The organism is Acinetobacter sp. YQ_14 (assembly GCF_043102985.1).
Lineage (GTDB): Bacteria > Pseudomonadota > Gammaproteobacteria > Pseudomonadales > Moraxellaceae > Acinetobacter > Acinetobacter venetianus.
Genome location: NZ_JBICJJ010000023.1, coordinates 274,753 through 296,818 on the forward strand (window position 1 = coordinate 274,753; position 22,066 = coordinate 296,818).

Annotated in this window: 23 protein-coding genes; all 23 read right to left on the bottom strand. The window is 40.1% G+C overall.

The genetic code is table 11. From position 1 onward, the window contains the following. Positions 1-5: 5 nt before the first annotated feature. Positions 6-437: a 3-hydroxylacyl-ACP dehydratase gene (locus ACF8D3_RS12820; protein ID WP_392471741.1), complete on the bottom strand. Its 432-nt coding sequence runs from the start codon at positions 435-437 to the stop codon at positions 6-8. Then, entirely contained in the window at positions 438-1,640 is a 1,203-nt protein-coding gene (locus ACF8D3_RS12825) for a beta-ketoacyl-[acyl-carrier-protein] synthase family protein (RefSeq protein WP_392471743.1), read from the bottom strand. Beyond that, positions 1,637-2,191: a DUF3261 domain-containing protein gene (locus ACF8D3_RS12830; protein ID WP_004877369.1), complete on the bottom strand. Its 555-nt coding sequence runs from the start codon at positions 2,189-2,191 to the stop codon at positions 1,637-1,639. Before ACF8D3_RS12830 ends, ACF8D3_RS12825 begins: the two co-directional genes overlap by 4 nt. 1 nt (position 2,192) lies before the next feature. After that, a complete protein-coding gene (locus ACF8D3_RS12835; protein ID WP_392471744.1) occupies positions 2,193-3,488 on the bottom strand; it encodes an NAD(P)/FAD-dependent oxidoreductase in 1,296 nt (431 codons plus the stop codon). A gap of 26 nt (positions 3,489-3,514) precedes the next feature. Next, entirely contained in the window at positions 3,515-5,830 is a 2,316-nt protein-coding gene (locus tag ACF8D3_RS12840) for an MMPL family transporter (RefSeq protein ID WP_392471745.1), read from the bottom strand. Continuing rightward, positions 5,805-6,479: an outer membrane lipoprotein carrier protein LolA gene (locus tag ACF8D3_RS12845; protein ID WP_392471746.1), complete on the bottom strand. Its 675-nt coding sequence runs from the start codon at positions 6,477-6,479 to the stop codon at positions 5,805-5,807. Before ACF8D3_RS12845 ends, ACF8D3_RS12840 begins: the two co-directional genes overlap by 26 nt. Further along, the gene (locus ACF8D3_RS12850; RefSeq protein WP_392471747.1) at positions 6,472-6,900 is read right to left on the bottom strand and encodes an acyl-CoA thioesterase; all 429 of its coding nucleotides are present in this window, start codon (positions 6,898-6,900) and stop codon (positions 6,472-6,474) included. The genes ACF8D3_RS12845 and ACF8D3_RS12850 overlap by 8 nt, the downstream gene beginning before the upstream one ends. A gap of 9 nt (positions 6,901-6,909) precedes the next feature. Beyond that, positions 6,910-8,451: a histidine ammonia-lyase gene (gene hutH / locus ACF8D3_RS12855; RefSeq protein ID WP_392471777.1), complete on the bottom strand. Its 1,542-nt coding sequence runs from the start codon at positions 8,449-8,451 to the stop codon at positions 6,910-6,912. 25 nt (positions 8,452-8,476) lie between these two features. Then, the gene (locus ACF8D3_RS12860) at positions 8,477-9,412 is read right to left on the bottom strand and encodes an acyltransferase (RefSeq protein ID WP_392471748.1); all 936 of its coding nucleotides are present in this window, start codon (positions 9,410-9,412) and stop codon (positions 8,477-8,479) included. Continuing rightward, positions 9,409-10,152: a glycosyltransferase family 2 protein gene (locus ACF8D3_RS12865; protein WP_061396800.1), complete on the bottom strand. Its 744-nt coding sequence runs from the start codon at positions 10,150-10,152 to the stop codon at positions 9,409-9,411. The genes ACF8D3_RS12860 and ACF8D3_RS12865 overlap by 4 nt, the downstream gene beginning before the upstream one ends. A gap of 10 nt (positions 10,153-10,162) precedes the next feature. Next, positions 10,163-11,839, bottom strand: a complete 1,677-nt coding sequence (locus ACF8D3_RS12870) for an AMP-binding protein (protein ID WP_392471750.1) — start codon at positions 11,837-11,839, stop codon at positions 10,163-10,165. A 13-nt stretch (positions 11,840-11,852) separates the two neighbouring features. After that, complete coding sequence (locus ACF8D3_RS12875; protein ID WP_392471751.1) at positions 11,853-12,404, bottom strand: Clp protease; 552 nt, start codon at positions 12,402-12,404, stop codon at positions 11,853-11,855. After that, positions 12,401-12,649, bottom strand: a complete 249-nt coding sequence (locus ACF8D3_RS12880; RefSeq protein WP_004877385.1) for an acyl carrier protein — start codon at positions 12,647-12,649, stop codon at positions 12,401-12,403. Before ACF8D3_RS12880 ends, ACF8D3_RS12875 begins: the two co-directional genes overlap by 4 nt. 11 nt (positions 12,650-12,660) lie before the next feature. Next, positions 12,661-12,921, bottom strand: a complete 261-nt coding sequence (locus tag ACF8D3_RS12885; RefSeq protein WP_004877386.1) for a phosphopantetheine-binding protein — start codon at positions 12,919-12,921, stop codon at positions 12,661-12,663. Further along, on the bottom strand, positions 12,905-13,726 hold the full coding sequence (locus tag ACF8D3_RS12890; protein ID WP_392471752.1) for a lysophospholipid acyltransferase family protein: 822 nt from the start codon (positions 13,724-13,726) through the stop codon (positions 12,905-12,907). The genes ACF8D3_RS12885 and ACF8D3_RS12890 overlap by 17 nt, the downstream gene beginning before the upstream one ends. Then, on the bottom strand, positions 13,711-14,325 hold the full coding sequence (locus ACF8D3_RS12895; protein WP_392471753.1) for a beta-ketoacyl synthase chain length factor: 615 nt from the start codon (positions 14,323-14,325) through the stop codon (positions 13,711-13,713). The genes ACF8D3_RS12890 and ACF8D3_RS12895 overlap by 16 nt, the downstream gene beginning before the upstream one ends. A gap of 266 nt (positions 14,326-14,591) precedes the next feature. Next, positions 14,592-16,001: a ribosome biogenesis GTPase Der gene (der, locus tag ACF8D3_RS12900; RefSeq protein WP_004877392.1), complete on the bottom strand. Its 1,410-nt coding sequence runs from the start codon at positions 15,999-16,001 to the stop codon at positions 14,592-14,594. A 175-nt stretch (positions 16,002-16,176) separates the two neighbouring features. Then, positions 16,177-17,319 carry an outer membrane protein assembly factor BamB gene (gene bamB / locus ACF8D3_RS12905; protein WP_061516688.1) on the bottom strand — a complete coding sequence of 381 codons (1,143 nt, stop codon included), beginning with the start codon at positions 17,317-17,319 and terminating at the stop codon, positions 16,177-16,179. Beyond that, positions 17,319-18,017 carry a tetratricopeptide repeat protein gene (locus ACF8D3_RS12910; protein WP_004877396.1) on the bottom strand — a complete coding sequence of 233 codons (699 nt, stop codon included), beginning with the start codon at positions 18,015-18,017 and terminating at the stop codon, positions 17,319-17,321. The genes bamB and ACF8D3_RS12910 overlap by 1 nt, the downstream gene beginning before the upstream one ends. Before the next feature lie 31 nt (positions 18,018-18,048). After that, on the bottom strand, positions 18,049-19,341 hold the full coding sequence (gene hisS / locus ACF8D3_RS12915) for a histidine--tRNA ligase (RefSeq protein WP_392471754.1): 1,293 nt from the start codon (positions 19,339-19,341) through the stop codon (positions 18,049-18,051). Further along, positions 19,338-20,453 carry a flavodoxin-dependent (E)-4-hydroxy-3-methylbut-2-enyl-diphosphate synthase gene (gene ispG, locus ACF8D3_RS12920; protein ID WP_004877403.1) on the bottom strand — a complete coding sequence of 372 codons (1,116 nt, stop codon included), beginning with the start codon at positions 20,451-20,453 and terminating at the stop codon, positions 19,338-19,340. Before ispG ends, hisS begins: the two co-directional genes overlap by 4 nt. A gap of 22 nt (positions 20,454-20,475) precedes the next feature. Beyond that, positions 20,476-21,267 (bottom strand): helix-turn-helix domain-containing protein, encoded by a 792-nt coding sequence (locus tag ACF8D3_RS12925; RefSeq protein WP_004877405.1) that lies wholly within the window; start codon positions 21,265-21,267, stop codon positions 20,476-20,478. After that, positions 21,258-22,058, bottom strand: coding sequence for a type IV pilus biogenesis/stability protein PilW (pilW, locus tag ACF8D3_RS12930; protein ID WP_007482693.1), 801 nt, complete (start codon positions 22,056-22,058; stop codon positions 21,258-21,260). The genes ACF8D3_RS12925 and pilW overlap by 10 nt, the downstream gene beginning before the upstream one ends. Positions 22,059-22,066 lie beyond the last annotated feature (8 nt).

The window sequence follows — 22,066 nt, forward strand, 5'->3', positions numbered from 1 at the left end:
CAAACTTATAACGCTAATGTCGATTGATCTGTTGGTTCATACACACTTAACATGGCACTTATCACATGCTCATCACAGTGAATCTCACAAGAAAATTGCCCTAAGCCTTCATGTAAATACTGTTGTTCAACCCGAATCTTCAAAAGTTGACCGATTTTAAAATATGCAAAAGGTAACTGTAATTTACGTGTCCCTAGTAGGAAACCAACTTTAGGTTCCTGCTGTAATTGCTGTCCTCTCCATCCAGAGTAAGCACTAATGGTTTGCGCCATAATTTCAATAGTTACCCAAGTTGGCAATCCATCACTTTCACAAAACATTAACTCTGGTGTAATGGTCAACTCAGCAACCGCATAGCCCTCATTTGCTTCCACAATATGGTCAATGAATACCATCGGCTGCTCATGTGGAATATATTGAATTGCATCAAGTTTCATTTATTTTCCTACACCAAATAATAGACTGATATTGCTACCACCAAAGGCAAATGAATTACTCATGACATATTGAATCGCAGTCGAAGGCTGTTGTTGCTGTACATAATTTTGATCTGCTAACGCTGGATCAATCTTGGTATGCTGATGGGATGGCAACCAGTCCTGATCTTTGAGCACTTGCATACAAATGAATGCTTCGATCGCACCAGCCGCCCCTAGACAATGACCTGTTTTATGCTTAGTACTACTTAAAGGAACATTCACATCTTTGAAAACCCTTCGAACAGCTTTAATTTCCATTGCATCATTTTGAGGTGTTGCTGTGCCATGCAAATTGACATATCCAATTTGCTGGGATGAAACATCTGCTGTATCCAACGCGATTTGCATTGCTTTTTCAGCGCCTAAACCTTCTGGATGCGGTGCTGAGATATGCCATGCATCCATCGACTCACCAACACCATAAAGCATGATCGGTGCTTGATCTTTAGTTAATAAAAATAAGGCTGCAGCTTCACCGATATTAATTCCATCTCGATCTACCCCACACGGTTGGCATATGTCAGCGGAGAGACTTTCCAAACTATTAAAGCCATTTAATGTGAGTTGACATAAGGTATCAACGCCCCCCACAAGCACGGCATCGGCTAAATCCGCTTGAATCAGGCGTTGTCCTGCTGCAAAAGCCTTTGCACTTGAAGAACACGCTGTTGAAATTGTATAAGCAGCGCCTTGCCAGCCCAAATAAGATTGCAATGCTTTGCTCAAACATCCCATTTCTTGTGGTATATGCGAAATATCTAGTGCTGTATTTCCTTCGAAATATCGCTTAAGTAAGGTTTCACTATCAGAAATTCCTGACGTTGATGTTCCAACCACAATACTCAATCGTTTTGGACTGATTTCTGCTACAGCAAGCTTTAGCGCTGTTTCAATCTTCTGCAAAGCAGTCAAGGCAAAGCGTAAATTTCGAGAATCAAAAGCTTTTAAATTATCAGGAATATTTTCGATCAAAGATTCAGTATAGCGCCCCACCCAAACTGGACGATCAGCTAAAAAACCTGTTTCTAAGTTTAAGGTATTTTCAGATTGAATCAGTCGGCCACGAACGTGTATAGGTGTAGAACCTAATGCAGAAAGACCGACACTCACAGGAATACCAATCGCTTGGAATTGAGATTTTTTCGATATAGTCTGACTCATGGCTGCACCGCTGATTCTGATTGCTCGGTATTTAATGTATTTTCAATTGGGCTTAACGTCATACGATAAGGGACTTGAAGATTATCTAACTCAATCGTATTTGCTTGCTTCTGAATCTTTAATATCGATTTTCCATCGATGAAAACTTGCTGTTGATTTTCTATGGACTGTACTTTCACGTTCTGTTGACCCAGCTGATCAAACCTTGGATAAGTTGCAAATAGCAGGTCGCGCACGACAAACTCAAACGGCAATAAACGCATTTGTGGAATTCGCTGTTGTACCGTAACCATTTGACCATCAAATTGGAGTTGAAATAAAGGCTGGCCCGTCAAAGCTAACGCAACAAAACTAAGCTGCTGTCCTTGCTGTTGTTGATACAATAAAAAGCTAAAACTCTTATCTTTCCATTGCACTTCAACTTGGTCTTGTCTTTGATAGTGTTGAGCGCCCCACTGACTGCTTTGCAAGCCCTGTGCATGAGGTGTCAGCTGGCAACCACTTACCCCTAAAACGCTACAACACAATAAAGCGATCCATATTCGTTGCATATTAAATCTCTAAAGCTTGCTCTTGTGCTAAGCCTTCACGGCAATATTCAGCTAAAGTCCCTAACCGTCGTTTCGCATTTTTATAGATTGGATTCTGATCATCCCATGCATAACCAGCCAATAAAGAAGAGATCATTCGACGTATACTTTCATTTTGATTACTTGAAAATACTACATCTTGAAACTCCCCTTCATACCAAGACTCCACATAAGCACGGAACACGTTAATCCCTTTGCGTAATGGCATTTCATACGCCTGCATCCAATCCACGTGTCCGCCTTGCAACACACGATCAAGTAGAGGAACTGCCAGACTAGAAGACTTTAATGCAATCGTCACACCAGAAGAAAATACAGGATCAAGAAACTCCCCTGCATTACCCAATAATGCATAATTAGAACCCGCCAAATGCTTTACATTTGCTGAGTAACCAACCAATGTTCTAACAGGCGTATCAAATCTGGCTTGGGCTAATAGCTTAGATAGACTTGGATCATCAGCCAAGATTCGTTTGAGTAAGGCTTCAGGCTCATTTTGTGTTGCATCTTGGACATGATAATGATCAAAGAAATCTTGTTCAGCGACAACACCAAAAGATGCACGTCCATCTGCAAACGGAATTAACCAATACCATGCACGGCGGTCTTTTTCATGTACCGTAATTAAAATCTTTTCACGGTCAAAATCGCCCTGATCATTAATTCCATCTTCAATATGTGTAAAGAGCGCTCGACGAACTGGAAAATCTGAAGGACTTTCTAAATCTAAAAGCTTTGGTAAAATTCGACCAAAGCCACTCGCATCTAATAAAAATTTAGCTTGAATCTGATATTGTTGTTGATGCTCATTTAACACAGTTAACAATGGCTGCTGTACATCCACATCGACAGCAATCACTTCATGCCCAAAGCGAATATCAGCACCATTTACTTGTGCTTGCTGAGCTAACAAGTTATCAAAGTCAGCACGACGAACTTGCCATGTAGTACCAGGACCATCACTAAACTTTTCAGTAAAATTATAATGACTCCGCTTATGTCCACAGAGGAAAGCTGCACCATTTTTAAATTGGAAAGCATGTGTTTGCACATGTTCACGAACTGTATCCAACAAGCCCGCTTCTTCCAAAAATACCATGCACTGAGGTAATAAAGACTCACCGATTGAAAAGCGTGGAAAATATTGCTTTTCAATAATGGTCACCGCATAGCCTTTTTTTCTAAGCAAAGCTGCAGCCGAACTTCCTGATGGACCAGCACCAATAATGACCACATCAACTTGTTCTATTTTATTCATCATTACCCCTAAAAAATTAAAATCTTTTAATGCTCTTGTAAATTCACAATATGTTCTTGATCAGATGGTGTTAATAAAGTTGCGTAAATAAATGAAAAAATTACACCCAGTAAAACCGTAATCCCAAAGCAATGAATCGCATAAGTTTGACTCAACGATAACAAGCCAAAACCCAATAGGGTCGACATCATACACAAAAATAATGCCATGCCAACTACTTGAGGATGATCATGCCCATGTCGATAGAAAATCGCATAATCCACGCCAATCCCAATGATTAAAAATGTCCCCATGATGCTAAATAAATTAATTTCTACTCCCATCCATGCCTGAACAGCAAAGGTGCTCAACAAAGCCAAACTCACAGGTAAAACTAACGGCATGACTGAACGCTTGCCGTATACCAATCCCAATATAATTGCTAGGCCCAACAAGGCATAGATCAATAGTGATTCCGCCTGTATGCGATGCTGTTTGAATAATGCAGATAATTCACTGACGGGTTGCTGAAGGGTGACATCATCATTTTGCAGCGCAAGTAAATCGGTATTGTCTTGTACCCCATTCAACATCACCAACCGCTCTGTCGGACTGACTTGCAGAAATGCTAATGGATGCTGCTGAAAAATTTGTTCATTCAATAATGGTTGCTGCTTTAGTCGCTGCTGCCAAAGTAATATATCAGAGAAGTTTAAACCTAAATTCGTCGCATATGATCTCAGCGCCACTTCAGGTATCTGTTGGAGTAACTGCACATTGTGTTGTTGCTGCGCTAAAGGTGGAATCCATTGACCTAAAGCCTGAAAACTTTCCAGTTTTGACTGATTTTTTAAAGCTTGTAACTGCTGAATCAGCTTCGCTTCATGTTGTTCAAGCTCAGCACTGCTTTTGCCATGAACCACAAAATAATCACTACTTTGCTGCTGGGCAAAGCGTGAGCGAATGTATTGGTCTTGCTGTTTGAGTTTGGCATCCATACTTTGTAAGTTACGAATGTCATCATTAGACTGTAAAAACAATAAGCTCAAGCCACCCAGTACAATTACACTAAAAATTAAGCCATATCGTACTTTATGATGTTGCTGAAACCATTCTCTCGCTTGCCCAATCCAAGCTAAATGACGAATCGCAGGTTGTGCATTAAGTGCAGGCAACCTTGGCAACAACAACACGCTTGTCACCCATGCCGCAACTAATCCAACGATCGAGAAAACTGCAATCTGTCTAAAAGCAGGAAATGGAGTAAAGCTTAGAAAAATATAGGCCACGACAGTTGTCATTAAACCCATAAATAAACTTGGTAACAATGGTCTAAGGATTCGGAATCCATTCATCTGACGATGCTGTGATTGCATCGCCATAAAATAAAAAGAGAAGTCGACACAAACCCCTATCAGACTCGCCCCAAAGACTAAAGTCATTAAATGGATTTCACCAAAAACCAAATGCGTCACGGCAAATGCCAGTAAACTTCCAGTTGATACTGCAATAAACTCTGTGAGCAAGGGTCTGAATGAACGAAAGCCAAACCAAACCAATAAAATCAGACCTATTGTTGAACCAAAACCAATCGTTGAGATTTCTTGTTTCGCGGACTGTGTTCCAAAGTTAGAAAAGAGAATCGTCCCCGTCCAATGTGATTTTACTTGCAAGGTAGCAAGCTGTTGCTGTATTTGCTCAGTCCATGCGGTCACTTGCTCTTGATAATCAATATTATAAGGGCTCTGTTTTAGCTCTAGTACCAATAAACGCGAAATCTGCTGATCATCATGAATCGTGGCAAAACCATGTTCAAGTTCAATATTGCCTGACGCTTGTTGCGTTGCCACATTCAACATATAGCGAGGAAACAACATCAAAGGATCTTGTTGTAAGGATTCTGCGGTGATCGGCATACCTACACTCATCAACTGCATCAAGCTTTGTTCAGTCAATGCCTGATAATCTTGTTGCTGTAAATACTCACGATCTTGCTGACTGAGTAAACCAGTACGATGAAGATATAACTGTTTAGAAAACTGTTCTAGATCCAATTGTAGCTTTAAAGGTTTCCACAATGCATTCTGTTGTAATTGTTTTTCAAATAACTGCGTTGCTTGCTCTAAACTCTGCTGATTCTTACTTTCTAAGACAACAAATACTTTTTGATTGAGCTGATCGCTCATATATTGCTGAGTTTTCGCGAGTTCTGGATTCTGCTGCGTTTCTGGTAAAAGCGCAAAGATATTGGTTTGGATATGAATATCTTTTTTCAGCCATGCAATCGCTAGTGTCAGTGCGACAACGGTTAATAACACTAACCAAATGGCAGTACACTTATTTTGCCAATTGGAAAAGCGCATCTTCAGCAGCCGTCAGTTGATGGGGTTGAGTCGTTTGATTTCGGAATAAAATTGTTGTGCTGTTTTTGGCTTGTTCTTGAATCACAATCTTATCGACATATTGTTGTCCTTGAGCATCAATACGTACAAATAACTTTTTAAATAATGATGACTTTGGTGTGAGCGCAATGTTCCAACCTGACGGACTATAATTGGCTGACACGACATTAAAATTCTTTGATAAAGCTTTTTCATCGCCCGACATGAGCTGTAAAAACAAAGTTGCTACTGAACTATAAGGTGATTGATCAATTTGAATCTGACTATAAGTTCGTTGGGTTTTTTGAACCAGTTTTTTTTGAGTCACGATCAAATCGGCCTGAACAGGTCGCTTGATTTGCCATAGCACACCATTTGCTTTTACAAAACTTAGTGAACCATTAGACACAAAGGTTTTATTTAAACTGGCAAGCTTCTTTTGTTGCTCAAAATCAGCACGAACAATATTGCTTTTGGATAACTCCTTAAAAATCGTCGAAACTTGCTCATTATTGGCTGAAGCAACAACACTGAGACCCAGTATAGATATGAATAATAGTGTTTGTAGGATGACTCGCTGGGTTTTATTTCGTAGCGAGGTCAAGACATTTAAAATCGAAATCTTAAGCATTGCCACGCTCCTGAAACTGATCCCACGCATTTAAACAATCAAATAAAACCTGTGGCGACTGAAAACACATCTCTCGTGTTTCCATATTCACAGCAACTTGAGTGGTATAACCTTTGGTTAAACGTCGTCCAGTCGTCGCATCAAAGATCAAATATTCAATCTTTAAGCGATTTTCCCATTCTTTTAGAATGGCACGTACACAGATCTTTTGTTCAAATTCAATTCCTTGTACATAACGGACATGACTTTCGATCACAGGCCATGCATATCCCGATGCACGCATTTGATTGTAGTTATATCCAAATTGCTCCAATAACTTACAACGTGCAATTTCGAAATACTTCAAATAGTGCCCATGCCAAACCACATTCATGGTATCGACATCATGGAATGGAATTTCAATGATTACATCTGCTTGCATGCCCGTCTCCTAAGCATTTACTTGGAACTGATTTAACAGTTCAAAGTTGTCGAAACGATCAATGATTTGTTGCAATTCAGTTTGCAACGGTCGATCTTCTTCGAGCAAGGCAAAACTTTGTAACGTCCACTCCACAAAAGCTGTTAACGTCGGGCTAAGCTCAGTGACCATCCCTTTTAAATGAATGGCTTGAACACTGGCACAACACAAAGCAGCAAGCACTTGTTGCGTCAAGGTAATCACACGTGTCGCATCACGCGCTGCAATCGTTCCCATACTGACTTTATCTTGGTTATGACATTCTGTTGAGCGAGAGAAAATAGAGGCTGCCAAGGTTTGTTTCAAAGCTTCAGCAGTCCAAGCCGAAACACCAATCTGAACCGCTTTAAAACCATGATTCAGAGGCAAACGCTCTGTAGTCGCACCAGTTAAATTACGTGCTAATCCATGATTCATTTTATGGTCAACTAACTGAGCAATTTGGCGATCCATTAGATCAGCAATATTGGCGATCATAATCTTTAAGCTATCCATAGCTTGAGCAATATGCCCACCATAAAAATGCCCCCCATGTAATACACGTAGATTCACAGGGTCAATCAACGGATTGTCATTACTCGAATTCAATTCATTCTCAATAAATTGACGTAGCCATGTTTTAGAATCTTCAAATACCCCAACAATATGAGGAGCACAACGTAAAGAATAACGATCTTGTAAACGCGGACTTTGGTGTGCAGTTTGAACTTCACTATTCAACCATTCACGCAAGTGCTGTGCAATTTGCTGTTGCCCTTGATGTGGTTTCTGAGCAAATAAAACTTCATCAAAATGACTCGGATTACCCTCTAATGCCAACACATTTAAAGCTGTCACCAAGGTACTGGCCAGTGCAATTTGTTCCGCTTTTTTATAGTTTAAACAAGCAATAGCTGTCATGACTGCTGTACCATTCATCAATGCCAAACCCTCTTTAGGGCGTAACGTGATTGGCTGTAATGCTTTTTCTGCATAAACCTGCGCAATCGGTACAATCTGCCCCTGAGCGTAGACATCACGCTCGCCAACCAATGCACCAGCAATATAGGATAGAGGGGTCAAATCACCACTTGCACCAACAGAACCCTCAGATGGAATCACAGGAATGATATTTTCATTCAGCATCCAGACCAAACGTTCTAACAATGTCAATGAAACACCAGAGTAACCACGCGCCAACGAACACAATCGTGTTACTACAACCGCACGAGCAGTAATCAAGTCAAGGTTCTCACCCAAACCACAGCCGTGGAAACGCGATAAATGTAATGGTAGCTCATTGACTTGATGCATTGGGATTTCTACCAGACAGGAATCTCCATAGCCCGTGGTCACGCCATAAATCACACCTTCATCTAGTAACAACTGATCTAGGAAGTCCGCACCACGCTGAATCAAATCACGCCATGCTGTACTTTCAGGCAATACCACTTGATATTCTTGTCGAGCCACAGCAACAACATCTTCAATACTCAGTGCCTGTTCACCGACAACGAGCGTCGGTTTGACCATTGCTTCAATTTGACTTGCATTCACGTTATTTTGTCCAAAACTGATAAAAATTAAACCATTGATACGGCGCACGTAGGCAATGTTGCTCTAAACAGGCAATATATAGTTGTGTTACTTGCTGCATACCACTCAAACGATTTTTTCTTGGTAAATCAACCTGATCAGAAATATGATGAATATGCACTTGGAAATTTTGCTGCACACGATAGCAAAATACAGCCAAGACTGGCACTTTTAATAGATTGGCCAAGATCCATGCCCCTTGTGGCAAAGTCGCTGTCTCACCCAAGAATTCAACGTTCTGTACACGATCAGACTGTACAGGAACTCGATCTGCCGCCACGATCACCCATTCGCCCTGCTGCATTTTTTCTTGTAACAGGATTGCTGTTTCGATCCCTAACTCATCCACAGAGATTAAATTTACATCCGCTTTATCATTAATTTTTTTTAAAAACTGATTAAATTGCGAAGCATGTTTTTGATAAACCAAAACATTAATCTTCTGCGGATGCTCGGACTTCATGGCACGCAACAACTCAATATTACCAAAGTGTGAAACGATAATAATCGTCCCTTTTTGATAGTGCTGTTGAAAATGTTCATGACCAAACAATTGTAATCTTTGTTCAGGAATATGCCCTAGCCAGCCCTCAATTTTATCGAGAATACACTCGCCAAATTGCATGAAATGCGTATAACTATTAGTCCATGTAGGCTGTGTCTGAAATGGCGACTGAGTGCCTGCAAAGCGATGTAAACGCTGTAAATATTGTAATGATGCCTGACGAGCAGTTACAGCGAATAACCAATACCACATGATAATAAAGTACAGCACAATCCGACATAACCAGCGCCCACCACAACGATAAAACCCTAGCATTAACATCAGTGGCAACAGTCCACCACGTTCTTTGATGTCGTGCCAAGTGTCACTAGCGCTTTGCGGAGAATCCGTCATTGGTCAGCCTTAACTTTTTGCCAAATGAGTTTAGGAAATCGAATGAGCATCCCCGCAAAGAGCGTCGCATGTGCTTTACTTAACCCAATATTATCGCGCCATACATCAAAATGTGAGACGCCATGTTCTGGATAAATCACAGGTGTAGGAACATTAATGAACGGTGTATTGTCCCATTTTAAGCGCACTAGAATCTCACTATCAAAGCCCATTCTCGGTTGGAATCTTGCTTTATCCAAAATCGGAATAGTTTTGTTTAGCGGATAAATTCTAAAACCACACATGCTGTCTTTAATTTCAAAAGATAGACTATTTAGCCAGACCCAAATATGAGTTGCATATCGTCCGTATAAGCGTTTTTTAGGAACAGAAGCATCGAAAATCGGCTGACCAATGACCATTGCTTGAGGCTGTTGTTGCGATATTTGGAAAAACTTTGCCACATCATCCCAATGATGTTGTCCATCTGCATCAAGTTGTAAAGCATGTGTCATTCCAATCTGGGCAGCATAACGTAGACCCGTGATCACCGCTTGACCTTTGCCCTGATTCACCTCATGTTCAACTAAGTAAACCAACTCATTTTGTTGTTCTAATTGACGTAAAATTAACGTACATTCAGCATTACTACCATCATTTACAAGAATAATCGGATACTGAAACTGTTCGAGATGATGCACCAAATCAGCTAAATAATGCGGATGATTATATACTGGAATAACAATACTATATTTCAACATGCCTGAAATCCTATAACCCATCAACAGCAAACAGCAGACGTCCAGATGCAAGTGTCGCTTGTTCTGTTGTCATCTCAAAACTTACTTTACGCTCTTTGCGGCTTAATTTGAGCTTTACGACCGTATAGGGTCGAATCAAATTCTGAAACTTTAATTGCTCAAAACCCTGACACCAAATTAAGTCTGGCCAAATATCTTTTGCAAACTTTTGAATAAAACTGATTTGCCCTACCCCAGGGTAAATGGGTTGATGTGGGAAGTGCCCTTTAAAGCATTCAAGCTCAGGAGGAAACTCTAGACTCAAATATTCACTGTCTTGCTCTTGCCACTGAGACAAAATAACGGGTTCTAACATCACTGAGAATAATGCCTTCAGATAATTTTTATTGATTTTTGATTGAGCATTTTGTGGAATTTGACTTAAAAAACGCCACTGTCGAGGAATTGCAATTGATTCAAGTTGAAACTGAAGTTGTTGTTTGAGCTGTTTTATAAAAGCAGCTTTACCCATATCGCGCAACTGTTGTTGTGCTTCTACGCTCAAAACCACAATACAACCTAGCATCTGACGATTATGATGATCGAGTAATAACGTATGATTTTGCTCAACCTCACTCAACAGATTAATACTTTGTTCAATCGCGTCCAAACTCAAACGTTTTTCTTCAAGCTTTATAATGCGATCCAAACGCCCTAATAAATTAAACTGCTTCTGAGACACGTCACTCCATTCAGCAGCATCCCCTGTAACAATCCATCCTTGTTCACTCGCATGATTACTCATCACCATTAATTGACTTTGTGCTGAGATCTGAATCTCGACATTATTAAAAGCAGTCCAAGCAGCATGATCTTCGCAACGATGAGCGATTCCGCCTGTCTCAGAACTCCCTAAAACTTCAACAATTGCCACATTAAGATGATTTCGGACACCTACATCAAGCTTTCCACCAGAACTAAAGATCACTTCAGATTGTTTTAATAGCAGATCTTTGGTCCAACGTTTGAGCAAAGCTGGGCTAGAAATTACATAATTCGCCAACGCTCGCTGAGCTAAACAATCTTGGGCGTGAATCACATCTTCAGGGAAAGCCAATTGTGGATTGTAGAAACAACGCTGTGTCGCCAATGGCAGTAATAATTTAAACAGTAACCCATAAATATGTTGATGACTCACGGTCGCAATCGCCACGCATTGTTCATCAAGCTCAAAACTTTCAGCTAAGCCCCTAACTTCATTTAACAGCTGTATTAAAGTTCGTTCGATCTTTTTCGGCTCGCCAGTAGAACCTGACGTGTAAAAAATCATTTTTGTGCGACTTAAAAACTCTTCATTACATAGCTCAAGTAAGCTTGAATGATCTATCAAATGTTCAGATGTGGATAAAGTTTGTCTTGATAAAAAATAAATATTGTCTTGCTCAAACTTTTGTTCCAAATCTCTCACACGATTTGGAGGTAAGAGTATTGTTTTATTTGCGAGTAAGCCCGCAAATAAAAGCACAATAAACTCGTAACTATCTTGTTCCCATAGTGCCCACGTCTGTTGCTCTAAACGTTTAATTTCAGTTGATTGTTTAATAACATCTTGCCAAAAAACTGCATAGGAAATATCTTGCAACTCAGATGTAATACAAAAAGTTTTAGCTAAATTAAAATCATTATAAAAATAAATAGGTGCAATCATTACCCAGAACCATTTAAGAATTTGTCTGATTTAAACGTTGATGGCGTTTCCGTAAAATAAACTCAGCGAGAAACAAAAGCCCCATCAAAACATAAGAAACAAAGCCATTATAAATGACCCAAATTTGTGTTGGGGCAAATACCGTCGCCAAAGCAATTGACGCATTAAAAATAAAAAATATGCACCAAACGATTGTCACTTTACGCGTCCACTCTACCCCTGATTCGGGTAAATCTGGCTCAACTAACCGCGCAAAGCGTTCGATCATCGAAGGTGGCTTATATAATGTTAAAGCAAAGATAAATAGTGCGCCTAAACTCATCCCAACAGGGTAAAGCTTTAACCAAGCATGATTTTGTAAAATTAGACTTAGCCCACCGCAGATAATCGCTAAGCCTGTGAGCGGTAACATTAAATCTTTTTTTGCGCTAATAAGTCGGACGATACCTAAGATGACCAATAACCCACTCACCCAAACAAATTGTCCGTGAGACAAGCTCCAACCAACAATAAAGGGATAGAGCACAAAAAATGTGATCAGTATCCCTCTAAAAAGATGTTTCATTCAGCAGTCATATTCTGGATAACAACGACAACATCTTGCACTGTTCTAACCGCTTTAAAGTCTTCTGGTTTAACTTGTTTGCCAGTCAACTCTTTAATTTTTACCACTAAATCAACTGCATCAATACTATCAACATCTAAATCTTCATATAAATTTGAATCAAGCTGAATATCATCAGGTTCAATTTCAAATAGATCCTGCATCCATTCTCTTAATTTAGCCAGCACATGTTCTTGGGTTAACATTGATCTACTCCTTAAACTGCTTGCTGTGCTTCAACCAAAGCAACCAAGCTTTGAATTGATTTAAAATGTTGTTTAGTTTCGTCTGATTCTGCATTCAAATGAATGTTATAACGCTTTTTCAATGCAAGACCTAACTCCAAGGCATCAATAGAGTCTAAACCTAAGCCTTCTCCGAAAAGTGGTGCATCGGTTTCAATATCACTGATGCTGATATCCTCAAGTACGAGAACATCAATAATCATTTGTTTTAATTCATCAGCAAGATTGCTCATTTTTCGACAACTCATCTTTAAAAATTTGATAAAAACTCTGATTCAACTGGCGCACCTGCTTAGGTGAAATTTCTGAATCAACTAAAATATCTTTAACTTCAATTGCATCCAGCACCTTAATTTCAATATGAAAAGGCTGTGACGGCACATGATACCATTTTTCATTTTTAGTTAAGGTAGACGGTGTACAACTTATCAAAACAGGGCGAATCGGCACATTGGCTCGAATTGCAATATTTGCTGCGCCGCGTTGAAACTCATTCAAACACTCACCTTTTTCAGTCCTAGTTCCTTCAGGAAAGATCAATAATGACGCCGCATTTTCTTCTTTTAAACGCTCGACACAATCATCAATGAACTGCTGTGACCCTGCATTTAGAATGTAACCAGCACTACGTACAGCACCTCTAGTAAACGGATTAGACCACAAAGACTGTTTAACAACACAATTGGCCTGCTGCATCAATCCGATCATTACAACCACATCAATTAATGTCGGATGATTTGCAATAACTAATTCTTGACGACTATTTTCTAGCTTTTCTAAACCCTCAATTGAATAGGTCATAATTCCTAATTTGACCATCATTTCAGTGAAGCCTTTAAAACTATATCGAATCACCTGCTGCGCACGCTGTTGACGAGTCTCTGAATTACGACTTGTTAAATTTACAAGTGGAGCAACAACTGTTGCGATCCCTAGTCCGCCTGCACCAAAACTTGCAAAACTGAAACCTGTTGCAGCAACACGCCACGCATAATTAGCTTTTTTATTGATTTTATTGGCTTTTAGCATTTTTTCCATCTCACTCTAGACTGTGGAATATTTTCAGATTGCCAAAATTTGTAAAACGCTAAACTCTCTATTAAATCAGGATTAGATAAGTCAATGATTTCTAAATTGGGAGTTTCAAGGCTAACTACGCATGCTAAAGCATATGCAGGAAAATCATAGGCATCACAATAAACATTGGGTAAAGCTTGATCATAGGACACGACTAAAACACGCTGTATTTCAGGTGATGATTTCAACACGGCATAGGCTTCTATTAAGGCTTCTGTCCATTCACAACTCAAACTTGTTGAAGGCGTATCATCTTGGCATAAAATAGAATACAAGCCTGCAATAGCATTATGGACAGAAGTTGAAAATTGTGTTGGTGATGGCGTTTGACCTTGTAATACATCTTGTAGAATATCCAATGTTTTTTGTTCATCACCATATTTTGAAGCCCAAACAATATAGTCTACCCGACAGCCATCTAAAGCATTCAAAGCACTATTTAAAGCTATTTTCGCCAATGGAGATAAACGTCGACGTTGCATTGCAGGAACAGCACTAAGCGCAGCATAATCTTGCTGTGCATAAGTCAATGTCGGTTCCGTTAGATGTAACTTAAACATTCAATTTTGAATCCAAATATATTAAAAAACATTAAAACAAGGATTTTGAGCGGTGGCATTATAGCATTAGTACGAAATTTAACAAAAAATTATTTTACATATATATCAAATACTTAAATCAACAATATATTAAAAAACCACAATGTTGATATAAATTATGAAATTAAACTTAACAAATAAATGCATTATTAATTAATACTATTCATCTAAAAAAGCGCAATTAAAAAGCCCAAAGCAGAGTTTGGGCTTTTTGCTTCAAGATTAGCTTAACGCTTGTATTTCTTTTCTGCTTTTTTAAATTTCTGAACATAACGACGCTTACGTGCAGCAACGCGTTCATCCACTTGTGACTTACGTCCTTCAAATGGGTTTTCTGACGTTTTAAAGTCAATACGGACTGGTGTGCCCTCAAGCTTATACACTTTACGGAATACATTTTCTAAATAACGACGATAATCCGCTGGAGTCTTATCGACCTTGTTGCCGTGAATTACGATGGTTGGTGGATTTTGTCCGCCCATATGCGCATAACGCATTTTAATACGACGGCCACTGATCATTGGTGGCTGGTGAGCCTCCGTCGCATCACTTAAAATCTGAGTCAGTTTCGCAGGAGAAACTTTTAGATTTGCAGATTCATAAGCACGGTGAATCGATGGATAAAGCTCGCCCACACCCGTACCATGTAATGCCGAAATCAAATGGATTTTCGCCCATGGAATAAAGTCAAAACGACGTTCCACATCAAGTTTACATTGCTTACGATCATACTCGGTCATGTTGTCCCATTTGTTGATCGCAATCACCATGGCACGCCCTGCTTCAAGCGCGTAGCCAATCAAATGTAAATCTTGCTCAACAATACCTTCACGAGCGTCAACCACCACCACAACGACATGCGCATCTTTCATTGCTTGTAGTGTTTTAACGATCGAGAATTTCTCGATCATTTCATCGACCTTACCTTTACGACGAACACCCGCAGTATCAATCAATGTATATTGACGACCATCACGCTCATAAGGAATATAAATTGAGTCACGGGTTGTACCAGGTTGGTCAAATGCAACCACACGTTCTTCACCAAGTAAACGGTTGACTAAGGTTGATTTACCTACGTTAGGACGACCAATAATCGCTAAGCGTAAACCTGTATTTTTATTATGTTCATCTGGGTTTTCATCTTCTGGAACCTCAGCTAATACTTCTTCAAGCATTTGCTGTACACCACGCCCGTGGCTCGCAGCAACCTGCATTGGCTCACCCATACCAAGTTTATAGAACTCGACTAAGGCAGCTTCAGCGTGAACACCATCTACTTTGTTTGCAACTAAATATACTTTCTTGCCTAATGTACGAAGTTCACGTGCAATTTGCTCATCTGAAGCCAATAAACCTGCGCGAGCATCGACAACAAAAACGATAATATCTGCTTCATGAATCGCTGTTTTTGACTGCTCAGCCATGTACGAATCAATACCGCCTTCGCTCTCACCGATACCACCAGTGTCAACAACGATAAAAGATTTATTTTGATAAACCGCGTCACCATATTTGCGGTCACGAGTTAAACCAGCGAAGTCAGCAACCAAAGCATCACGACTTTTTGTGATTTGGTTAAATAGCGTTGATTTTCCGACGTTTGGACGACCAATGAGCGCAATAACGGGTTTCATAAATTAACCTTAATTCAGACGAGCCACGCTAGATGACATCGTATCAGAAATAGTATGGAAGATTTTGGTGATCACAGATCACAATAAAAATTCGGGGTTTTGTCTAAACAAATACCCCGATCATTCTTTTGTTAGCCATAGCTAATCGAATATTTTACCACAAGAGAAGGTAAAATTAACGATTCTGCCAAATGCTTAATGCACCTTTTCGAGTCGACACATAAAGTTGATTATCAATCACACGTAAGGTTTGCACTTCACCGCTAGTTTTTGCACGACCAACCAACTTACCTGTTGTCGGATCAATAAGGTGAATCACTCCATCCAAATCGCCTACTACAAGGTTTTGACCAAGCATGACTGGATTGCTTAACTTACGGTTTAATAACTCTTCATTTTGCCAAAGTAGTTCACCCGTAGTAAGGTTATATGCATTCAGCTTACCATCAACTGTTGATACAAATACTTTGTCATCAGCAACTTCAGGTCGATTTGTACTGCTTGCATCTTCACTCCACACTACACGTTGTGAAGCTAAATCGGTTACTGTTACTTGACCTTGGAAGCTTGTTGTCACCAAGAACTGACCAGCAACAACAGGATCACCCACGATATCAATCAATCGCTGAATATCAGAACGGCCATCACTAATTGCAACACGGCGTTGGAAGCGAGGTACACCACTGATGATATCTAAAGCATAGATATAAGCATTTGCAGAAGCGACTAACACTGTACGCTCATCTAATGCAACGGGTGCTGGCTGTCCACGTAAGCTAAACTGAACATTTGGAAGCTTATATGCCCAAACTTGCTGTCCAGTGACCACGTCATGCGCAAATACAGTACCGTCATTGGCAAGTGTGATAACACGACCTGACTCAATCAATGAAGGTGATAAAATCGCACCTGATAGCTGTGTCGTCCACTTTTGTTCACCAGTAGCTTGATCTAAAGCAAAAAGCTGCCCTTTACGGTTACCGATAACAACAACACCTTCACCAGCCTCAACACCAGCCGTCAGTTCTTGTTTCGTGATTTTACTTTTCCAAAGACGCTGTTTACCCTGATACGCAGAAACCTGACCATCTGGATCAATAGCAAAAATCACACCGTTATCCGTATCTAGCTGTAAGCGTAAAGCTTCAGCAGCGTTCGTTGAGGAAACGCTTTGAGAAAATACGAGGTTTAAATTTTGTTGTTGCGTGATTTTTGGCAATGGATTTGGTTTTGCTTCTTTTACTTTATTGCTCGAACATCCAACCAATAAAGCTGAAGCAATTGCAATCGCCAAAGGTAGTTTTAGTTTATTCTGCATTAAGACTCATCCACTTTGGTATCTACAATCGGGCTATCGATTTCAGGATCATCTACTAAAACGCCGACACTTTCGAGTTTAATTTGTAAAAGCTGACGTTCTTGTTTACGCTTAACGAGATCATCCCATGCACTTTGATACGCTTTACGAGCAGATTCATTGTCTTTCTTAGCAACATAAATATCACCACGAAGTTCATCGGCTGTTGCTTTGAATGATGGCTCAGTCACCGCTGTCAAAGTTTTTAAAGCATCATCATATTTCTTTTGTGCTAACTGAGCATCAGCCAAACGAAGTTTGACAATCTGTAACAGACCAGCATCTTTAATTTTTGAGTTTTCAACTTTTTTTAATGCTTTCTCAGCAGCAGCATAATCTTGCTTATCATACGCAACTTTAGCCAAAATAAATTGTGTTTGGATCGCTTGAACTGAATCAGGATCTTCTTTCACAATTTTATCTGCGGCTTCAGATAATGTTGCAAAAGCGTTCGGCTGACTTGAGGCAGCTTTTGCTTCGTCCATTAACTTTTGCACTTTGGCCGTTTGACTTTGAGCTTCAGTAAGATTCTTCTTTTGCCAATATTCCCATCCGAAAAAGGCAATCAAGGCAATGAGAATTCCGCTAATAATTGCAGAACCATATTTTTTGGCAAACGACTTTAACTGGTCGAGTTGTTCTTCATCACTTAAACTCATGTGATTGTCCTTTTCCTAGATATTGTGCAATTTATTGTTTAAATTTTTCGATAAAAAATGCTGTCAGCTCATTCAATGCCACTTGAGACTGTTCTGCTGTTGCAAGCTCTTTTACCAATAGCTGTTGAGATTCCCATTCACGCTCACCCAAGATCACAGCGAAAACCGCACCAGATTGATCAGCCTTTTTCATTTGGCTTTTCATGCTGCCCTGTGAACCCATTTTGAATCGAATCGAACTATTCACTGCTTCAAGCTGATCACGAATTTGTTCAGCTAATACCAAAGCTTTCGATTGATAAGCTGGTTCAGCTACTAAGAAAACTTCACAATCACGAACAACTTTTGCTTGTTCAACTTGCTCAAGTAGAAGCAATAAACGCTCCATCCCCATCGCAAAACCAACCGCTGGAACTGATTGATCAGCTTTACCTTTCAACTGACCAACTAAGCCATCATATCGACCGCCAGCACAAACAGTGCCTTGAGAACCCAACATGGTTGTGGTCCATTCAAATACCGTTTTATTGTAATAATCAAGCCCGCGAACAAGTTTTTGATTAATCACGAACTCGACACCAGCATCGGTTAAATACTGCTGTAGTTGTTGGAAGTGGCTGAGAGAATCTTCTTTTAAGAAATCGTGCAATTTCGGCGCATTTTCCAAAATCTTTTGCGTAAACTCACTTTTAGAATCCAAAATACGCAAAGGATTGGTGGTTAAACGGCGTTGAGAATCTTCATCTAATGCATCTTTGTGCTGATTTAAGAACTCGACTAATGCAGCACGATATTCTGCACGCTCATCTGTTTCACCCAGAGTATTCAGTTCAAGACGAACATTCGCTGCAACACCCATACGTTTCCACAAACGAGCGGTCATCAGAATGATTTCAGCATCAATATCAGGCGTTGCCACACCAAAGGTTTCCACACCAAACTGGTGGAATTGACGATAACGACCTTTTTGAGGCTTTTCATAGCGGAACATTGGCCCAACATACCAAACACGCGGTGTTGCACCACGTAATAGGTTATGTTCCAACATCGCACGCACACAACCCGCAGTTCCTTCAGGACGCAAAGTCAGTGATTCAGGCGGTGTCCCTTTGTCAAAAAAGGTATACATCTCTTTTTCAACAATATCGGTTGCATCACCAATAGCACGCTTGAATAATCCAGTTTGCTCAACGATTGGCAAACGGATTTGTTGATAACCATAAGCATCCATCAATGATGCAAGTTGTTGTTCCAGACTTCTCCAAGCCGCAGTTTGCGATGGAAGGATGTCATTAAAACCTTTGATAGCGACGATTGAACTCATGATGAACTACGAATAATTTCTTTAGATTTTGCTTCTTCAAGCTCTTGAACACGTTGACGAACCATTGTTTCAATTTCATCAACCAACTGATTTGTATCAATTAAATGACTTTTCTCGCCATTACGATACACAAGTGAACGTGGAGCAGCACCCACCACCCCGATATCCGCTTCTTTTGCTTCACCCGGGCCATTCACTTTACACCCGATGACAGACACATCCATCGGTGTCCGCACATCTTCTAAACGCTCTTCTAAAGCCTGCATCACCTGAATTACATTGAATTCCTGACGTGAGCAACTTGGACAAGCAATAAAGTTAATGCCATTTGAACGCAAACCCAAAGATTTTAAAATATCGAAACCGATTTTAATTTCATCTTCAGGCTCAGCTGCAAGCGAAATACGCATGGTATCACCAATACCTTCCATCAACAGACCACCCAAGGCGATTGCTGACTTCACTGTACCTGTACGATAAATACCTGCCTCAGTCACACCCAAATGCAATGGATTGTCAATTTGCTGAGAAAGTAAACGATAAGCATCCATGGTCAAAAACACATTCGATGCTTTTACACTGACTTTAAACTCATGGAAATCTAAACGATCCAAAATATCAATATGGCGCATTGCAGATTCAAGCAAAGCTTGACCCGTTGGCTCACCGTATTTGACTTGCAAATCTTTTTCCAAAGAGCCTGCATTCACACCAATACGGATTGAAATACCATGATGTTTAGCTGCGGCAACAACCTCTCGAACTTTTTGATCCGATCCAATATTACCTGGGTTAATCCGCAAACAATCTGCACCGTAATCAGCAACTGCCAATGCAATACGATGATCAAAGTGAATATCAGCAACTAAAGGCACAGAAACGCGTTTACGAATCGCACCAAATGCTTCAGCGGCTTCCATTGATGGAACTGAAACACGCATGATGTCTGCACCAGCATCTACGCAACGTTGGATTTGAGCAACAGTTGCATCAACATCACAAGTCTCAGTATTCGTCATACTTTGAACACTAATCGGCGCATCACCACCGACATACACAGAACCAACACGAATTTTACGTGTTGGACGGCGTTTAATGGGGTTCACAATCATCGTATAGCTCTACTCTTTGGCATTAACGAGACAAACGGAATTCTGCTTTTCCATTGACAGTATAAGGAGACAAAGAAATTTGTTCCTGATTTAAAGTCAATGCTACAGCTGTCGCATCATCTAAGCGAATTTGAAACGGTGACTCACCACTCAAATTCAAAGTTGATGCTTGACGACCTGTTGCCAGTACTTTACCTGTGGCATCGACAATATGCACAGATGTTGGTCGGCTAAAGTTCAAGACAAGCTGATCTCCAGAAGTAGCGACTGCATTCCCCATTGGAAGAATCTCAACTTCAGAGTTCTTAATCTTTGGTACATCTGCATCATCTTTGTGACTTGAAGTCCAGTTTTGCACGGCCATCACAGCTAACCATGCCAACAATAGCACGACAGCCAAAATCACAATACGCTTTAACCACTGACGATTACGTACACTCTTTGAACCAGTTAACTTACCCATGGTTTTAATCGGTGAGTTACTCAAAGCATGACTTGCTTTAAGGCCCGTATCATTCGCATAAATTTCATCGAAACGTTGAATGATCGCGCTCGCATCAGCATTTAAACATTTTGCGTATGCACGATAATATCCTTTGATAAAGGTTGCTTCTGGCAAAGATTTATAATCATCTTGCTCTAATGCCGTCAAAGTTTTGACTGGCATATTCAATACGTTTGCAATCTCTTCAAGTTCTTTCTTTTGTGCAATACGAATTTGACGCAAATACTCACCAGGTCGTTGAATATTTCCTAACGTAGGCGACGGTGAGTTTGAGCCAGTTGGCTGATGTGAATTTGGATTTATTTCCATACGGCCTCAGTACTGTACTGTAATTGCAAATAACGTTGATATTCTGGACTATCAGGAAATAAAGCACGCAACTGATTGACTAACACTTGCATTCCTAACTGATCCGCATTCGCTCGAGCAATGCGTAAACCTATCCAAAGCGCGCGAGCACCTTGGTTTTTCTGCCCCACATTACGAACATATTGTTCGTAGAGTTGCGATGCATCTCTATTGTTTTGTTGCAAATAGAAAATTTCCGACAACTCTAACATTGATATTGTCGCATTTCGATTTGCTTGTAGCGCTTGTTTGAATGCTTTTTCAGCATTCGCAACATCACCCAGTTTTAAATAGATTCGCCCAAGATTTTCCAACGATTGAAAACGTTGATCATAACCTAAGGTTGCACCTGCAATCGTAAACTGCTCAATCGCCTCATTATAACGCTCCATTTGATACAAATATGTACCGTAATTATTACGAGCTTGGGCATTATCAGGTTCAGAAGAAATTGCACGCTTAAAATAAGACTCTGCTTTTTCCATATTGGTTTTGCTACCTTCTTGTTGTAGCAAAATTCCCATCATCATATTGGCATTTGCATCTCGCGAATCTATTTTCAGGGCTTGATCTAATGATCGCTTAGCCGAGTCTAAGTCACGCGTACGAATATATTCTGCTGCAAGTTGTGTTCGAACTTGCACAGCTTTTTCAGGATCTTTTGTTGTCTTTGTCGATTGGCAGGCGGTTAGACCCAATACAGTGAACAAAATAGTAGTTGCTATAATCGTTTTTGATCGAGTTGTATTCAACGCTTTTC

What these genes read in the sequence shown, in the direction of transcription:
- ACF8D3_RS12820 (WP_392471741.1), bottom strand. Translation starts at nt 437, where the DNA reads ATGAAACTTGATGCAATTCAATATATTCCACATGAGCAGCCGATGGTA.
- ACF8D3_RS12825 (WP_392471743.1), bottom strand. Translation starts at nt 1,640, where the DNA reads ATGAGTCAGACTATATCGAAAAAATCTCAATTCCAAGCGATTGGTATT.
- ACF8D3_RS12830 (WP_004877369.1), bottom strand. Translation starts at nt 2,191, where the DNA reads ATGCAACGAATATGGATCGCTTTATTGTGTTGTAGCGTTTTAGGGGTA.
- ACF8D3_RS12835 (WP_392471744.1), bottom strand. Translation starts at nt 3,488, where the DNA reads ATGAATAAAATAGAACAAGTTGATGTGGTCATTATTGGTGCTGGTCCA.
- ACF8D3_RS12840 (WP_392471745.1), bottom strand. Translation starts at nt 5,830, where the DNA reads ATGCGCTTTTCCAATTGGCAAAATAAGTGTACTGCCATTTGGTTAGTG.
- ACF8D3_RS12845 (WP_392471746.1), bottom strand. Translation starts at nt 6,479, where the DNA reads ATGCTTAAGATTTCGATTTTAAATGTCTTGACCTCGCTACGAAATAAA.
- ACF8D3_RS12850 (WP_392471747.1), bottom strand. Translation starts at nt 6,900, where the DNA reads ATGCAAGCAGATGTAATCATTGAAATTCCATTCCATGATGTCGATACC.
- hutH (WP_392471777.1), bottom strand. Translation starts at nt 8,451, where the DNA reads ATGGTCAAACCGACGCTCGTTGTCGGTGAACAGGCACTGAGTATTGAA.
- ACF8D3_RS12860 (WP_392471748.1), bottom strand. Translation starts at nt 9,412, where the DNA reads ATGACGGATTCTCCGCAAAGCGCTAGTGACACTTGGCACGACATCAAA.
- ACF8D3_RS12865 (WP_061396800.1), bottom strand. Translation starts at nt 10,152, where the DNA reads ATGTTGAAATATAGTATTGTTATTCCAGTATATAATCATCCGCATTAT.
- ACF8D3_RS12870 (WP_392471750.1), bottom strand. Translation starts at nt 11,839, where the DNA reads ATGATTGCACCTATTTATTTTTATAATGATTTTAATTTAGCTAAAACT.
- ACF8D3_RS12875 (WP_392471751.1), bottom strand. Translation starts at nt 12,404, where the DNA reads ATGAAACATCTTTTTAGAGGGATACTGATCACATTTTTTGTGCTCTAT.
- ACF8D3_RS12880 (WP_004877385.1), bottom strand. Translation starts at nt 12,649, where the DNA reads ATGTTAACCCAAGAACATGTGCTGGCTAAATTAAGAGAATGGATGCAG.
- ACF8D3_RS12885 (WP_004877386.1), bottom strand. Translation starts at nt 12,921, where the DNA reads ATGAGCAATCTTGCTGATGAATTAAAACAAATGATTATTGATGTTCTC.
- ACF8D3_RS12890 (WP_392471752.1), bottom strand. Translation starts at nt 13,726, where the DNA reads ATGGAAAAAATGCTAAAAGCCAATAAAATCAATAAAAAAGCTAATTAT.
- ACF8D3_RS12895 (WP_392471753.1), bottom strand. Translation starts at nt 14,325, where the DNA reads ATGTTTAAGTTACATCTAACGGAACCGACATTGACTTATGCACAGCAA.
- der (WP_004877392.1), bottom strand. Translation starts at nt 16,001, where the DNA reads ATGAAACCCGTTATTGCGCTCATTGGTCGTCCAAACGTCGGAAAATCA.
- bamB (WP_061516688.1), bottom strand. Translation starts at nt 17,319, where the DNA reads ATGCAGAATAAACTAAAACTACCTTTGGCGATTGCAATTGCTTCAGCT.
- ACF8D3_RS12910 (WP_004877396.1), bottom strand. Translation starts at nt 18,017, where the DNA reads ATGAGTTTAAGTGATGAAGAACAACTCGACCAGTTAAAGTCGTTTGCC.
- hisS (WP_392471754.1), bottom strand. Translation starts at nt 19,341, where the DNA reads ATGAGTTCAATCGTCGCTATCAAAGGTTTTAATGACATCCTTCCATCG.
- ispG (WP_004877403.1), bottom strand. Translation starts at nt 20,453, where the DNA reads ATGATTGTGAACCCCATTAAACGCCGTCCAACACGTAAAATTCGTGTT.
- ACF8D3_RS12925 (WP_004877405.1), bottom strand. Translation starts at nt 21,267, where the DNA reads ATGGAAATAAATCCAAATTCACATCAGCCAACTGGCTCAAACTCACCG.